Source organism: Streptococcus sp. NPS 308, assembly GCF_002355895.1.
Classification (GTDB): Bacteria; Bacillota; Bacilli; order Lactobacillales; family Streptococcaceae; genus Streptococcus.
Window position 1 is genome coordinate 1,312,818 of the sequence record NZ_AP017652.1, and the last position, 15,757, is coordinate 1,328,574.

Here is a 15,757-nt window from a genome sequence, read left to right on the forward strand (position 1 = left end):
AGTTAAGTCCGACTAGCAAAAAATGAAAGGGATTGCTCCCTTTCATTTTCTATTTCCAGTGTAAAACGGCATTCAAACCATAGTGGTCACTGACTTGCGGACTATTCTGACCATCAAAAATTACATGCAAGCTTTCTACTTCTAACTCTTTCGTTGTAAAGACGTAGTCGATTCGAAGTGGTTCAGAATTACCTTTCCAGCCATCAATTTCTGGTGGTACTGTATGGCGGCCACTTCTCTCCTTAGCAACTTCAAAAGCATCTTGTAACTCTAGAGGACTAGCTAGGATAGCTTGATAACCTTCCTGACCAGCTGGGTTATTGAAATCTCCAGCTAGTAAAAGAGGTTTCTTTAAATCCTTCAGTACAGCCTCAAATCGTGCCCATTCTTCCTGAAAACCTTTATCCCACCATGAAAGATGGACGCTTGCAAGAGCGAGTTCCTTACCTTCAACTTCTGTCTCAACCAAGGCGACACGGCGAGTATGGTAGTCTGTTGGATCATCTACATCCGAAACCAAAATCTCACGCGCTTGAATAGGTGTCTTGGATAAGATAGCAACACCCTCATGGTAGCGGTCATAACCGATATGGTTATAGGCCCAGGTCCAATAGTAGCTTCTTCCTTTCTCAGCCAATTTTTCAACCAAAAGTCTAACATAGTGGTCTTGGTGAATTGGCTCTGCCGCTGGCAAAGCTTGATAGAGGGCATTAACCTCCACCTCAGGAGAAGTGATTTCCTGATTGATTTCTTGGAAACAAATCAAATCATAGTCTTTATCAAGAATATCTTGGAGCAAGAGCTGGAATTTTTCTTCTGCTTCTTTCTCCATCCAACTATGGGTATTGAGTGTTAAAAATTTCATGCTTTTCTCCTAAAACAAGAGGTTGGAAAACAGCTTCCAACCTCAAGTATATTACAATTCTACTTTTGCAACTGCTGTTTTCGCTGCAAGAGAACCAGTTTGTTCTAATTTAACAGATTTAATCGCTTCGGCATTTGTGAAGACAACCACTGTTGAAGTTTCACGATCTGCTGCACGGATAGCATCCAAGTCAGCTGTAACAAGAAGATCACCAGCAGCAACCTTTTGTCCTTCAGCTACGTGAACTGTAAATGGTTTTCCTTCAAGACTTACTGTGTCCAAACCGATGTGAACAAGTACTTCAAGACCTGCTTCAGTCACAAGACCAAGAGCATGTTTAGTTGGGAAGACACTTGATACAGTACCAGAAACTGGAGATACGATATTTCCATTTGCTGGTTCTACTGCGAAACCGTCACCCATCATTTTTTGAGCAAAAACAGGATCTTTAACTTCGCTCAATTCAACAACTTGACCGTCAGCTACTGAATAAACTTCCTCTGTTACACCTTTGTAGTGTACAGTGTTTTGTTGAGCTTCAGTCATTTGACTTGGAAGAGTTTCAGGAATAATTTCACCTGAGTCAAGGATATCTTGGATATCAGATTTCAATACGTCAGCTTTTGGTCCGTAGATAGCTTGGACACCTTGTCCTTTCATGACAAGACCCATAGCTCCTTCTGCTTTCCATTGTTCCTCAGTACCAACGCGATCTGCATCTTTAACAGTTACACGAAGACGAGTCATACATGCATCAACATCTACGATATTTGCACGACCACCAAGAAGGTTAATGATATTTACGGCTTGAGAAGCTGCTGCAACTTTTGGAGTTCCAGAAGCTGCTTCTTCTGATGCTCCTTCAGCTGTTTCGTAGTTTCCGTTACGTCCTGGGGTTGCGTAGTTGAATTTCTTGATCATGAAGTTGGCAATGAAGTACATGATAACCGCAAAGAGAACAGTTACCCAGATAAAGTTAACGATATCCATACCAATACCAGCATTAATTGCCAATGGTGTACGAGTCAAGAATTCAATTGAACCGAATGAGTGGACACGAAGGTGAACAATATCTGCCATAGCAAAGGCAGCACCTTGAACTACTGAATAAACAAGGTAAAGCGGTGTCGCGATGAACATGAACATGTACTCGATTGGTTCAGTAACCCCTGTCAAGAATGTTGCAAGGGCTGTCGCAATCATCATACCCTTGTATTGGTGTTTCTTGTCAGCATCAACATTGCGGTAGATAGCAACGATGACACCCATCAAGATACCAAATGAACCGATCATTTGTCCAACTTTGAAACGAGCTGGATGTACTGTATCTAACAAGTGTTGGTATTGACCAGCATCAGTACCTTTAAGGTTTACAAGGTCTGTTACCCATGCAAGCCAAAGTGGATCTTGACCAAATACTTGGCTACCTTTTGCTGCACCAGTTAAGACTTCATAAGTACCACCAAGAGCTGTGTAGTTCATTGGGATAGTCAACATGTGGTGAAGACCAAATGGCAAGAGCAAACGCTCCAAAGTACCATACAAGAATGGTGCTAAAATTGGTGCAGTTTCTTGAGAGTTTGCAATCCAGATACCAAAGCTATTGATACCTGTTTGAACAAGTGGCCAGAAAATTGAAAGAACAATAGCAGCAATTACTGAACGAACAATAACTACAAACGGTACAAAACGTTTTCCGTTAAAGAATGAAAGTGCATCAGGAAGCTTACGGAAGTTATAGTATTTGTTAAAGGCAGTTGCCCCTATAAAACCAGAAATAATCCCTACGAAAACACCCATGTTAAGTGCTGGAGCTTCCATAACACTGATAAAGTAATCAGAAACTTTGATTGACCCACCCAATAGTGTTGAAACCATAGCATTTGGATCTTTTAGCATATCGCCAGATACGCCAAAGATTGTACCTGTGATACGGTTAATAAGGATAAAGGCAAGACCAGCAGCAAAAGCACCACCAGCGCGTTCTTTAGCCCAGCTTCCTCCGATAGCAAGGGCGAACAAGATATGAAGGTTAACGATAACTCCCCAACCGATTTGCTCTAGTACACCACCAGTAATTACAAGTGGTGAAAAGTTAGGGTTAATCATCACGAGCGACTTACCAATTGAAATCATCAATCCAGCCGCTGGCATAACAGCGATAACCACCATCAAAGCCTTACCGAATTTTTGCCAAAACTCGAAAGACAAGACATTTTTGAATGTAGCTTTCATCATTCAAATCTCCTTTATTTTATTTTAGGCAAACGTTTTACGAAAACGTTTGCACCAACTTATATACTAATTATACCACTTTTTATTTTTTTGTAAAGGCTTTTATAGAAAAAAATTCTCCTTTTTCTTAAATTTTTATACAAAAAAGAGAAGTTCTTTAAAACTTCTCTTTTAAACTGTCTGGATATTTCCACTAAGCTATGCAATTTGCATTGATATCCAATTAAATTTTCAAGAATCGACGCATTGAAATTCCTGATCCGATTGATCCAATGAAGATTCCGATGACAAACAAGAGAACTGTCATCAAAGGAATAAATAGATCTGGCGTAATCATGGATAGGTTTTGACCAACCAAGGATTTATTGACAGACTGGTAAACCATATTGTAGATAAAGAATACTAGGACTGAAGGAATAGCTGCTCCAAATAAACCAATGAAGGCACCTTCCAACAAGAATGGACCACGGATGTAACTATTCTTAGCTCCTACCAGACGCATAATCTGAATTTCACGGCTACGCGAAATAATGGTGATACGAATGGTATTGGAAATCAAGAAGACCGCGATGAAAATCAAGAGTCCTGCAATAATCAATCCCCACACACGGATGAAGGAAGCTAGTTCAAAGAGTCGTTGAGTGTTGGCTCCACCATCTTGAACTTCTGAAACTCCCTCGATTTTCTTAGCATCTTCAGCTACTTTCTTTACATCACTTGGAGATTTGGTATCTACGATATAGGCATCATAGAGTGGGTTGGCATCCCCTTCAAAGACCTTCCAGTCATCCCCCATCGTTTCAGTCAATTTTTGGTATTGCTCCTCTTTACTTGAGAAGGTAACGCTTTTTACAGCTGGCATAGCTTTCAAAGCATCATAGACCTTGTGATAGTCATTGTTGGTAACTGTCTGACCTTCTTTTTCAATCGTTTCACTGTTATCTGCCACATCCTTACGAATGTAAACCATGACACGAACGTTGTTTTCAATATCGGTAGCCAGTTTAGCTGTGTTAAAAATTACGGATGCAAACAGGGCAACGAGCGTCAAGGTAATCATAACCGAGCTCACTGCTGCTACTGTCATCCAGCCATTTCGCTTTAAACTTTTTAGTGATTCAAATAAATGGCGAAAAAATCTACTAATCATCGTATCCATATTCTCCTTTTGCTTCGTCACGAACGACACGGCCATTTTCAATGGCAATGACACGGTGGCGCAAGGTATTTACAATCTGGCTATTATGGGTAGCCATCAATACTGTAGTACCTTGGAGATTGATGCGTTCCAACAGATTCATAATTTCCCAAGAATTATCTGGGTCCAAGTTTCCTGTCGGCTCATCGGCAATCAAGACTTTCGGATTGTTGACAATCGCGCGAGCAATGGCAATCCGTTGTTGCTCTCCACCTGAAAGTTCATTAGGGAATGAACGAACCTTATGTTTCAAACCAACTAGGTCCAAAACTTCCATCACACGTTTTTTAATGGTACGGCGGTTCTCACCGATTACTTCCATTGCATAGGCAATATTTTCATAAACGGTTTTCTTTGGCAAGAGTTTGTAGTCTTGAAAGACAACTCCAACACTACGACGAAGAAGAGGAATATCTTTCTTCTTGATTTTAACCAAATTAAAACCTGCAACTGTTAAACTACCTTTTTCAATCTTTACTTCTCGATATAAAGCTCGAATAAAGGTGGACTTCCCTGCTCCAGAAGGTCCTACGATATAGGCAAATTCTCCTGGTTCAATAGTGACAGACACACCACGCAAGGCAGTCGTCCCGTTGTCATACTTTTTGACAACATCTCGCATTTCAATGATTGACATGTGAGTTCCTTTCTATCTTAGCTGATTCTCCATTTGAGATAGGCATCGATGAAACCATCTAAATCTCCATCCATAACCTTATCTACTTGGGCAACTTCAAAGCTCGTACGGTGATCTTTCACCATGGTATAAGGTGTGAAGACATAAGAACGGATCTGACTTCCCCAAGTGATTTCTTTTTTCTCGCCTTTGAGGGAATCGACTTCTGCTGCTTTCTTTTCTTGCTCCATTTGATAGAGCTTAGCCTGCAACATCTTCATAGCACGATCTCTATTTCCATACTGGGTACGATCGACTGTCGATTGAACGACTGTCCCCGTAGGAATGTGCGTCAAACGCACACCTGTTGAAACTTTATTGACGTTCTGTCCACCAGCACCACCTGAACGGAAGGTATCCATCTTGATATCGTCGTCACGGATTTCTACTTCGATGGTATCATCTAACTCAGGCATAACTTCCACAGAAGTAAACGAAGTGTGACGACGTTTAGCAGAGTCAAATGGTGAAATACGGACCAAACGGTGAACACCCATTTCCGACTTGAGAAGACCGTAGGCATTTGGACCTTCAAAGGACAAGGTCACAGACTTGATGCCCGCTTCATCACCAGCTTGGTAATCCAAGACTTCAACTTTAAAGCCTTTTGCATTTCCATAACGAGTGTACATACGAAGTAACATATCGCCCCAGTCCTGAGCCTCAGTCCCGCCTGAACCTGGATGAATTTCCAAAATTGCATTATTATGGTCATAAGGTTCTGACAAGAGAAGCGTCATCTCATAGCTGGTCATCATCTTATCCAACTCAGTTAGTTGCTCTACCAGTTCATCATGGACTGACTCGTCTTCTGCTAAAAAGTCTAATAAAATTTCAACTTCATCCTGCGACTCCTCCATTTTATGGAAGGTGTTGTAGGTATTTTTTAATTCATTTAATTCTTGCGACGTTTTTTGGGCCGCAATATTATCGTTCCAAAAATCAGGTTCTGTCATCTTGTTCTCCAAGATGGCAATCTCTTCCTCTAATCCTTCGAGGTCAAAGAGACCCCCTGAAAGAAGCTAATTTTTCACGATTTGCATCAATTTTTTGACGAATTTCTGAAATGTCCATAAATACTCCTTTTCATATCGTTTTATTATACCATAATCTCTCATTTCTTTCCATATTTTGCTTTTTTATGCTTTTATTGCCCAACAAAAAGAGGCTCTAAAGCCTCTGGTTTAAAGGATTTTTGCAGAGGTTCGAGCAATCTCCTCTACTTGAATTCCTTCTCTTTCAAATTTTTCTTTTAAGGAATCTAGGTCAATCATTCCATCAATTTGAACCTCAATGACAACCTTACCATCCTTACGAGGGATATTAACTGTGTGAGAAATATTCAAATTTTCCTCAACAATCAAGGTCACGATTTTTCCTAAAACTCCGACCTCGTTTTCCGTAATAAAACGAACACGAATCCCTTCTTCTCCATAACCAGCGATTTCCAAAAAGGCTTGGAAGACATCGCGGTCCGTAATCACTCCATATACCTGCTGGTTATCAACAACCGGTAAAATGCCAATCTTGTTTTTCAACATCAGGTAGGTCGCATCCTCTAGGCTTGCGTATCCAGAAACTGTCACAACATCCCGAATCATGACGTCTTTAACTTTAGTCTTATTGAGAAGATAATTCATCTCGTAGATAGAAAGACTGGTTGCTTTAGACGGACTTGCCTCTGCGATGGTTCCTTCTGTAACAAGACCAACCAATTGATCATTTTCGATAACAGGTAAACGGTGCAAGCCTTGCTCGCGCATCAAATCTGCTGCGTGTGCTACAGTCGTATCAGGACTGATATAAACTACCTTGCGTGTCATAAAATCTTTAACTGCCATGAGACTTCTCCTTCTCTATTTCTACTTTCATTATACACTTTCTTAGACAATCAATCAAACGCTTTCAGATCTTTTAAAAATTCTAAAAAAGCTAATCTCTTACAAAAAAGAGCTCTGATTTCGAGCTCTGTGAATGAGGGATTAACAATCCTCATTCGGTTTTATTTCATCACTTAGGAAATTGCTACGCAATCTCCATCCACAACCTAGACTGGTCTCCCAGACTAAAGGAGAATTGCATACGCAATTCTTATCCGCCGACTAAAACAATCCACTGGTTCTGATGATTGCTACGCAATCTCTATCTTCCGACTAAAAAGGTCCCCCGGACGTTAGGGGAATTGCTTTTGCAATTCTCATCCGCCGACTAAAACAATCCACTGGATTGTTTTAGCCACCTAGATATGCTTTTCTGACTTCGTCTGATGCTGCGAGTTCTTTTCCTGTTCCCGATAGGACAATCTCACCTGTTTCAAGTACATAACCTCGATCAGAGATAGCAAGGGCCTTGTTAGCGTTCTGTTCAATTAGGAGAACCGTTGTTCCCTGCTTCTGGATATCTTGAATAATATCAAAAATTTCTTGGATAAAGATCGGAGCCAGTCCCATTGACGGCTCGTCCAAAAGGAGAAGTTTAGGTGTAGACATGAGGGCACGTCCCATAGCAAGCATCTGTTGCTCACCACCAGATAGAGTTGCCGCATCTTGGTTTTTACGCTCTTCAAGACGAGGGAAACGCGAAAAGACTTTTTTCAAGTTAGCTTGATTTTCTTCACGATTTTTCTTTAAAAAGGCTCCCATTTCTAAGTTTTCCATAACAGTCAGGCCTGGAAAAACATGGCGTCCCTCAGGTACTTGTGAAAGGCCAGCAGCCACGATTTTTTGCGCTGGCAACTTTTGAATTTCTTTGCCTAAAAACTGAATTTTTCCAGCACTTGGACGAACCAGACCTGAAAGGGTACGAAGAATAGTTGTTTTACCCGCACCATTAGCACCAATCAAAGAAACAACTTCACCTTCATTAACCTTGAAACTTACATCACGAACCGCTTGGATCATACCGTAATGCACAGAGAGGTTTTCAACTTTTAACATAGACATTAGGCTTCACCTCCTAGATAAGCTTCGATAACACGTTTGTCGTTCTTGATCTCATCCGGAGTCCCATGAGCAATCAACCGACCATATTCAAGAACATAGATACGCTCAGTGACTTCCATAACCAAATTCATGTCGTGTTCGATGAGCATGATGGTAATTTTAAATTCATCTTTGATACGACGGATCAATTCTGTCAATTCAGCTGTTTCTTGTGGGTTCATCCCAGCTGCAGGTTCATCCAAAAAGAGGATTTTAGGTTCTGTTGCCAGAGCACGAACGATTTCTAATCGACGTTGTTGACCATAGGCCAGATTCTTCGCAAAAGTATCTGCGTCACCATCCAAATCAAAGATCTTCAGCAAGTCCAAAGCTTTGCTTTTTAATTCTTCTTCATTCTTATAAAAAGCTGGTAGGCGTAGAAAGCTCGCAAGGACATGTTGTTTATGATGATTGCTAAACGCAATCAAAACATTTTCCAAAACTGTCAAGTCCTTGAACAAACGAATATTTTGGAAAGTACGACTGAGTCCAAGTGAAGCAATCTTATAGGGAGTTTTCCCATTTAGGAGGTGACCATCTAGAGTCACAGTACCTTCACTTGGTTCATAAACACCAGTCAAGAGATTGAAAAGGGTTGTTTTACCAGCGCCGTTTGGTCCGATCAAACCAACCAATTCTCCCTCGTTCAATTCAAGAGTGACATCTCCAACAGCTGTTAGACCGCCAAAATGTTTGGTTAACTGTTTAACTTCAAGTAATGCCATTAGTTTTGTCCCTCCTTCTTAGATTTTTTAAAGAAACGTGATAGACTCAATTCCCATGTTCCAAGAAGTCCGCCTGGTCTGAAAATCATGACCAATACAAGGGCCAAAGCGTAGATAATCATACGTACGCTAGCTACATCTTGAAGGAGCATATTTAAAATTCCTAAAACAATCGCTGAAACGATGGTACCAGTAATAGATCCAAGTCCACCAAATACAACGATAATCAACACGTTGATGGAATTAATAAAAGTGTAATCTTTTGGGACAACAGAACCGATAAAACCGGCCTGAAGTGAACCAGCAATACTTGCTGTAATGGCACCAAAGACAAAAGCGATAATCTTGATCTTTGTAGTGTTTACCCCAACGGACTCAGCAGCAATCTCATCCTCACGAACAGATAGAGTAGAGCGTCCAATTGGACTACGTAAGAAGTTGAGAGTTGCAATAGTTGTGATCACCACAAATAGATAAACCATTTGCCAGTTGGTAAAGTTTGGAATACCCAAGATACCAGCGGCACCGTTGGTCAAACTTCCACCATTAATGATAAAGATACGAATGATTTCTGAAACACCTAGTGTCGCAACAGCCAGGTAGTCACCCTTCAAACGGAGTGTTGGAATCCCAACGAGCAAAGCAACTGCACCAGAAATCAAGGCGCCCAAGAGCATTGCACCAAAGAAGGCTCCATAGGTTGGTGATTTTGAGCCAACAATCGCTGCTGCATAAGCCCCAATTGCCATAAAACCTGCATGACCAAGTGAGAATTGTCCTGAAAAACCAACGATTAAGTTCAAACCTACTGCAAGGATGATATTAATCCCAATTTGTTCTAAAATTTGGACATGGAATAGATTGAGAACACCAGCAGAAACCAGTACGCTAATCAATCCATAACCCGCTAACAGAAGGAATAACCAGAGAATATTTACTTTAAGATTTGTCTTCATTGTTTACACCTTCTCTTTCACATTCTTACCAAGGATACCCGCAGGTCGAACAATCAGAATCAAAAGCAAAATTCCATATACGATAGCATCACGGAAATCAGACATACCGAAGGCAGTTGCAAAAGTTTCCAACAAGCCAATAACAAATCCCCCTAGAGCTGCACCAGGAATAATCCCGATACCACCAAGTACAGCTGCAACGAATGATTTTAGACCTGGAGTCACACCCATCAAAGGTTCAAGAGAGTTGTAGTAAAGGGCAATGAGGACACCTGCTGCACCAGCAAGAGCTGAACCCAAAGCAAAGGTAAAACTGATTGTACGATTTACATTAATTCCCATCAATTGAGCTGCATCACTATCAACTGATACAGCACGCATCGCTTTCCCCATTTTTGTTTTTTTGACGATCAATTGCAATAAAACCATTAACAATATAGAAACTGTTAAAATCATCAATTGAACATTTGTCAAGCTAATTGGCCCAAAATCAAAGCGAATTGTTTCAATCGCTTGAGGGAAAGCACGAGTATTGGCACCTACTAGATAAACCATCCCATATTCCAGTAGGAAGGACACTCCGATGGCAGTAATCAATACAGAAATACGTGTAGAGTTTCGCAGAGGACGGTAGGCAAGAAATTCGATCACAACACCAAGTAGTGCAGTTCCCGCCATTGAAATAATTAAAGCTAAAAAGAAATTCATTTGGAAAGAATTAATCAAAAAGTAACCAATAAAGGCACCCATCATATAAATATCACCGTGGGCGAAGTTAATGAGTTTGATAATTCCATAAACCATGGTATAACCTAGGGCCAAAAGTGCATAAACACTACCCAGAATTAGACCATTCACAAGTTGTTGGAGCATAGCATTCACTCTTTTCTATCCTTATTTTTTAGAAAATTTCATTATTTTCACAAGTTCATAAACACCGAAACAGGGAGTGAGTCAAAGGCTCATTCCCCATTTCAAGTACTATTCTAATGTTATGGTTTTACAACTTCTGCTTCTTCAACTTTACCATTGTTCATGGTCATCATGTAAGCAGTTTTCACTGTATTGTGGTCAGCATCAAAGCTTGTTTGACCAGTTACACCTTCAAAATCTTTGGTTTTAGCAAGGTTGTCCTTGATTTCACCTGAGTTTTTAGCACCTTTTGCAGCATTCGCTACTAGGTAAACTGAGTCATAGGCTAAAGCTGAGAATGTTGAAGGCTCTTCGTTGTATTTAGCACGGTATGCTTCAAGGAAAGCTTTAGCTTTTGCAGAAACATCAACAGTAGTTGAGAATCCTGAGATGAAGTAAATGTTTGATGCTCTTTCAGCAGTTGCTTGTTGAACAAATTCTTCACCGTTAAATCCATCACCACCAATGATTGGTTTATCAATTCCCATTCCACGAGCTTGGTTTACAATTTTACCAGCTTCTGTGTAGTAACCTGGAACTACGATAGCGTCAAACTCTTTCCCTTTCATTTTAGTAAGGGCTGCTTGGAAGTCAGTATCACCTGCTACAAACGTTTCATCTGCTACAATCTCACCCTTATAGGATTCGCGGAATGATTTAGCAATACCTTTAGCATAGTCACTAGCATTATCAGTATAAAGAACAACCTTCTTAGCATTCAATTTGTTTGTTACATAGTTAGAAATAATCTTCCCTTGGAAGCTATCTTGGAATGTTCCAATAAATAAGTAATCTTGACCTTTAGTCAAACCGTCTTGAGTAGCACTTGGTGAAATCAATGGCACTCCAGCTTTAGTAGCGTTAGCTACAGCTGCAGCAGTTGCACCAGATGTCGCAGGTCCTACAATAGCTGCTACTTTTGATTGGGTAACAAGGTTTGTTGTAACAGAAGCTGCTTCAGCAGTTTCTGACTTGTTGTCTTTGTCTACAACTTCGATTTGTTTTCCATCGATTCCACCTGCAGCGTTGATTTCGTCTACAGCAAGTTGGGCACCTTTTTGTTCAGCTGTACCGTAAGCAGCTACAGCACCTGTCTCTTCAAAGTTAAAACCGATTTTGATTGTTTTTTCGTCTACTGGATTTCCAGTTGTGTTTGACGCTCCTGATTTAACTTCACCACATGCAGCAAGAAGGGCCACACTAGCAAGAGCCACAAAAGATAGGGCAAATTTTTTCTTCATTTTTAATCTCCTTATAGTCGTTTCAAAAATTGTATGTTAAGAATATACCGAATTATCAGAAAATTGTCAATACATTTATTTATTTTTTTAAATGATAACGTTTTCTTCGTTACGATAGAGATTGCCAACAAAGGGAGTCTCTAACTCTTGAATATGACAAGGCCTTACCTTTTTGATAAATCGTTCCTTAGCTAATTTCTCAACCAAGCTTTCTAGATTCTCAGTCGGAACATAAAGTTGCAGGTAGCGATGCTTTTTAGAATGATAGAAAATGTCTCCATATTCCTGTAGTTTTTTCGCATCTCTATTATAGTAGAGATAGATGATTAATCCTGATCGGTTTGTTTTTTCAAACATGAGGAAGCCTCTTTCTAAGAAATCTTATCCTATTATATCAAAAAAAGCAAACTCCGTCGAGTTTGCTTTCATGCTTTATTAGTTCAAAGAATTGTTAGCCATGATTTCATCAATAAAGCCATATTCAAGCGTTTCTTGGGCACTCATCCAGTAATCACGTTCCGCGTCTGCATGAATTTGCTCAACTGATTTACCAGAGTTATCTGCAAGGATTTTTTCCAAGGTCTTACGAGTTTTGAGCAAGTGTTCTGCTGCGATTGCCATATCTGTCTGTTGGGTACCACCACCGGTTCCACCCATTGGTTGGTGAATCATGTACTCTGCATTTGGAAGCATGAAACGTTTGCCTTTTGCGCCACTTGATGCAATGACAGTCCCCATGGATGCAGCCATTCCCATCACGATGGTTTGAACATCTGCCTTGATAAAGTTCATGGTATCAACGATTGCCAGACCAGCTGAAACAGATCCTCCAGGTGTGTTGACATAAAGGTAAATATCTTTTGTACTATCTTGGGCATCCAAGAAAAGCAATTGGGCGATAACAGAGTTGGCCATATTGTCTTCAACGGGACCTGTTAGCATGATGATGCGGTCTTTCAGAAGACGAGAGTAAATATCATAGGAACGTTCTCCACGGCTTGTTTGTTCAATAACTACAGGAATCATTCATTTCTCCTTTTAACTTTTATTTTTGTTAGTCACATGACTGAAGTTATGACTATTATAATATTTTGGTCAAAAAAGGTCAAATCTTTGCTCTATTACCTAAACAGAAACAAAAACTCAACCTCCTTTCAAGTCAAAAACGAACTTCTAGTTTCAATATTTACTTTGGAATTTTATTTAGTACCAAACAAGCGGTCTCCAGCATCCCCGAGACCTGGGACAATATAGCCATGTTCGTTCAAGCGTTCATCCAAGGCCGCAGTGAAAATTTCTACATCTGGGTGAGCTTCTTGAAGAGTTTTCACTCCTTCTGGAGCAGACACTAGACAGACAAACTTGATGTTTGATGCCCCACGTTTTTTAAGGGAGTCAACAGCCAAGATAGCTGAACCACCTGTTGCCAACATTGGGTCAACGACAAAGATTTGACGTTGGTCAATGTCCTCAGGCAATTTCACCAAGTATTCAACTGGTTGAAGGGTTTCTTCATCACGGTACATACCAATGTGCCCAACTTTTGCTGCTGGAACCAAGCTCAATAGTCCATCGACCATCCCGATACCTGCACGCAAGATTGGGACAATCGCCAATTTTTTACCAGCCAATTGTTTTTGAACTGTTTTTGTGATTGGTGTTTCGATTTCCACATCTTCAAGTGGAAGATCACGAAGTACTTCATATCCCATCAACATTGCAATTTCATCTACTAACTCACGAAAAGCTTTTGTAGAAGTGTCTGTACGACGCAAGATAGACAATTTGTGTTGAATGAGTGGATGATTAATGACTTCAATTTTTCCCATTTTCTGAATTCCTTCTTTCAATTTATTCTTCTCATTATATCAAAAAATGGTTTAAAAAGCTTTCTAAACCATTCATTTTTTATAAATTCTAAATTAAATTGGCTTCCTGGATAGCTCCTTGAACAGTCTCAAGTGGTAAATGGGTCAGCTCGGTACCTTTTTCTTGATAAAGGTACTGGGCATAGTCATCCATTCGGTACTGGTTGATATAAACCACGCGCTTGCAACCAACTTGTAGCAGTTGTTTGGTGCAGTTCAGACAAGGGAAATGGGTCACATAGGCGGTAAATCCTCTAGGAACCCCTCGTTCAGCCCCCTGGAGAATAGCATTGACCTCAGCGTGAAGGGTTCGGACACAGTGTCCTTCAATAACTAGACATTCGTGGTCAATACAGTGCTCAGTTCCTGATACAGAACCATTGTAGCCTGTTGAAATGACCTTATTATCCTTAACGAGGACAGCTCCTACTTTGGCGCGTTTACAAGTAGAACGATTGGCAATCAGTAAGGCTTGAGCCGCAAAGTACTCATCCCAAGCCAGTCTTTTTTCTGTCATAAGTCTTCTCCTTACCCCCTATTTTTTGAAAAATGGCAAGCGTAAATCTGCAATCTTTTCAGCTGGAACCTTCATGCCATCCTTGATCCATTTGAGCAAAACCGATACGATGGCAGAACTCCAAAAGGAATGAAGGTAGCTGCTGACGCCTTTTGATTTTCCGTGGTATTTTTCCAAAAATTCCTGCATAGCTTGGACGAAAATCTTTTCCAAGTGGTAGTCCAGAGCAAGTTGGATGATCTTGGCTTCTTTCTTGGCTGCGCGGAAAAGGTGTACCCAGACTAGATAAAGGTCTGTTTTGACATCGTAATGGCTCAACTGTTCCATAATGTTATGGACACTGCGTTTAAAGACGCTTTCCAAAATCTCTTCTTTAGAATCATAATTGCGATAGAAGGCAGCGCGAGAGACACCCGCCCGCTTGACCAGCTCTGAAATACTGATCTTGGCCAAATCTTTTTTCTCTAGAAGTTGCAAAAGAGCCGTCTCGATTGCTTCTCTGGTCAAGAAATTGGATTCTTGATTTGATTTTCTGAGATTTTCAAGAGACTTTTCAGATATTTTACGTTCAGACATAACAATTTCTTTCTACTTGTGACAACAGAGAGGTGGTACTTTTGTTTCAAGGGCTTTCATGATATAATTGTAAAAAAAGACAGAACCTTTGTCAATGTATAAGTGACAAAGATGGAGAATTTCTATGACTTGGAAGATTGTAGCTGACTCTGGTTGTGATTATCGTCAACTGCCTACTCTTGCTATCGATACTGAATTTGTGAGTGTTCCTTTAACCATTCAAGTAGCTGATCAGGTCTTTATCGATGATGCCAATCTCGACATTAACCACATGATGGAAACCATGTATGCGACTTCTGAGGCTTCAAAATCAGCCTGTCCTAGCCCTGATGATTACTTGCGTGCATTCGAAGGAGCCAAGCATATCTTTGTCGTTACTATCACTGGTGCTCTTTCTGGCAGTCATAATAGTGCGCAGCTTGCTAAGAATATCTACCTTGAAGAACATCCTGACACTCAGATTCATGTTATTGATAGTTTATCTGCAGGTGGGGAAGTTGACTTGATTGTCGAAAAAATCAATGAATTGATTGATCAAGGACTTTCTTATGAGGAGATTGTTGAAGCTATTACAGCCTACCAAGAAAAAACCAAGTTGCTCTTTGTCCTCGCTAAGGTCGATAACTTGGTAAAAAATGGTCGTTTGAGCAAACTTATCGGTACAGTTGTTGGTCTTCTCAACATCCGTATGGTCGGAGAGGCGAGTAATACTGGAACACTAGAACTGCTCCAAAAGGCTCGTGGACCAAAAAAATCGCTTCAAGCAGCCTATGAAGAACTCATCAAGGCTGGCTATGCTGGTGGCCGTATGGTCATGGCTCATCGCAGCAATGAAAAATTCTGTCAGCAATTGTCAGAACGCTTGCTGGAAAACTTCCCACAAGCGGATATCAAAATTATCCCAACGTCTGGTCTCTGCAGTTTTTATGCAGAAGATGGCGGTTTGTTGATGGGATATGAAATCAACTAAGATTATAAGCAACAAGAGATGCCAAGCATCTCTTGTT

The 15,757-nt window shown here is 40.5% G+C and carries 17 protein-coding genes; 1 reads left to right on the top strand and 16 read right to left on the bottom strand.

Going from position 1 to position 15,757, the window contains the following annotated elements; genetic code table 11:
• Positions 1–49: 49 nt before the first annotated feature.
• From SNAG_RS06865 to SNAG_RS06945, 16 genes are all read right to left on the bottom strand, one after another.
• Entirely contained in the window at positions 50–865 is an 816-nt protein-coding gene (locus tag SNAG_RS06865) for an endonuclease/exonuclease/phosphatase family protein (protein WP_096407818.1), read from the bottom strand.
• Positions 866–916: 51 nt separating this feature from the next.
• Positions 917–3,103 carry a PTS transporter subunit IIBC gene (locus SNAG_RS06870; protein ID WP_096407820.1) on the bottom strand — a complete coding sequence of 729 codons (2,187 nt, stop codon included), beginning with the start codon at positions 3,101–3,103 and terminating at the stop codon, positions 917–919.
• Positions 3,104–3,323: 220 nt separating this feature from the next.
• Complete coding sequence (gene ftsX, locus SNAG_RS06875) at positions 3,324–4,250, bottom strand: permease-like cell division protein FtsX (RefSeq protein ID WP_000625559.1); 927 nt, start codon at positions 4,248–4,250, stop codon at positions 3,324–3,326.
• Entirely contained in the window at positions 4,243–4,935 is a 693-nt protein-coding gene (gene ftsE, locus SNAG_RS06880) for a cell division ATP-binding protein FtsE (RefSeq protein WP_000022274.1), read from the bottom strand. The genes ftsX and ftsE overlap by 8 nt, the downstream gene beginning before the upstream one ends.
• A gap of 17 nt (positions 4,936–4,952) precedes the next feature.
• A protein-coding gene (gene prfB / locus SNAG_RS06885; RefSeq protein WP_096407823.1) for a peptide chain release factor 2 occupies positions 4,953–6,048 on the bottom strand; the annotation gives its coding sequence in 2 pieces (ribosomal slippage) (positions 4,953–5,975 and positions 5,977–6,048; 1,095 coding nt in all).
• A 110-nt stretch (positions 6,049–6,158) separates the two neighbouring features.
• Entirely contained in the window at positions 6,159–6,815 is a 657-nt protein-coding gene (locus SNAG_RS06895) for a CBS domain-containing protein (RefSeq protein ID WP_000268651.1), read from the bottom strand.
• A gap of 390 nt (positions 6,816–7,205) precedes the next feature.
• Positions 7,206–7,916: an ABC transporter ATP-binding protein gene (locus SNAG_RS06900; RefSeq protein WP_096407828.1), complete on the bottom strand. Its 711-nt coding sequence runs from the start codon at positions 7,914–7,916 to the stop codon at positions 7,206–7,208.
• Positions 7,916–8,680 carry an ABC transporter ATP-binding protein gene (locus SNAG_RS06905; RefSeq protein WP_001186012.1) on the bottom strand — a complete coding sequence of 255 codons (765 nt, stop codon included), beginning with the start codon at positions 8,678–8,680 and terminating at the stop codon, positions 7,916–7,918. Before SNAG_RS06905 ends, SNAG_RS06900 begins: the two co-directional genes overlap by 1 nt.
• Positions 8,680–9,636: a branched-chain amino acid ABC transporter permease gene (locus tag SNAG_RS06910; protein WP_096407831.1), complete on the bottom strand. Its 957-nt coding sequence runs from the start codon at positions 9,634–9,636 to the stop codon at positions 8,680–8,682. Before SNAG_RS06910 ends, SNAG_RS06905 begins: the two co-directional genes overlap by 1 nt.
• Positions 9,637–9,639: 3 nt before the next feature.
• Complete coding sequence (locus SNAG_RS06915) at positions 9,640–10,509, bottom strand: branched-chain amino acid ABC transporter permease (RefSeq protein ID WP_096407833.1); 870 nt, start codon at positions 10,507–10,509, stop codon at positions 9,640–9,642.
• 119 nt (positions 10,510–10,628) lie between these two features.
• A complete protein-coding gene (locus SNAG_RS06920; RefSeq protein WP_096407836.1) occupies positions 10,629–11,789 on the bottom strand; it encodes an ABC transporter substrate-binding protein in 1,161 nt (386 codons plus the stop codon).
• Between the two features lie 87 nt (positions 11,790–11,876).
• On the bottom strand, positions 11,877–12,146 hold the full coding sequence (locus SNAG_RS06925) for a YlbG family protein (RefSeq protein ID WP_049536622.1): 270 nt from the start codon (positions 12,144–12,146) through the stop codon (positions 11,877–11,879).
• Between the two features lie 78 nt (positions 12,147–12,224).
• Positions 12,225–12,815 carry an ATP-dependent Clp protease proteolytic subunit ClpP gene (gene clpP / locus SNAG_RS06930; protein ID WP_000613463.1) on the bottom strand — a complete coding sequence of 197 codons (591 nt, stop codon included), beginning with the start codon at positions 12,813–12,815 and terminating at the stop codon, positions 12,225–12,227.
• A 173-nt stretch (positions 12,816–12,988) separates the two neighbouring features.
• Entirely contained in the window at positions 12,989–13,618 is a 630-nt protein-coding gene (upp, locus tag SNAG_RS06935) for a uracil phosphoribosyltransferase (RefSeq protein WP_096407838.1), read from the bottom strand.
• An 88-nt stretch (positions 13,619–13,706) separates the two neighbouring features.
• Positions 13,707–14,174 carry a deoxycytidylate deaminase gene (locus SNAG_RS06940; RefSeq protein WP_096407841.1) on the bottom strand — a complete coding sequence of 156 codons (468 nt, stop codon included), beginning with the start codon at positions 14,172–14,174 and terminating at the stop codon, positions 13,707–13,709.
• Positions 14,175–14,192: 18 nt separating this feature from the next.
• The gene (locus SNAG_RS06945; protein WP_007517560.1) at positions 14,193–14,750 is read right to left on the bottom strand and encodes a TetR/AcrR family transcriptional regulator; all 558 of its coding nucleotides are present in this window, start codon (positions 14,748–14,750) and stop codon (positions 14,193–14,195) included.
• A gap of 124 nt (positions 14,751–14,874) precedes the next feature.
• Between SNAG_RS06945 and SNAG_RS06950 the strand changes: the two genes are divergently transcribed.
• Complete coding sequence (locus SNAG_RS06950; RefSeq protein WP_096407843.1) at positions 14,875–15,720, top strand: DegV family protein; 846 nt, start codon at positions 14,875–14,877, stop codon at positions 15,718–15,720.
• The last annotated feature ends 37 nt before the right edge of the window (positions 15,721–15,757 follow it).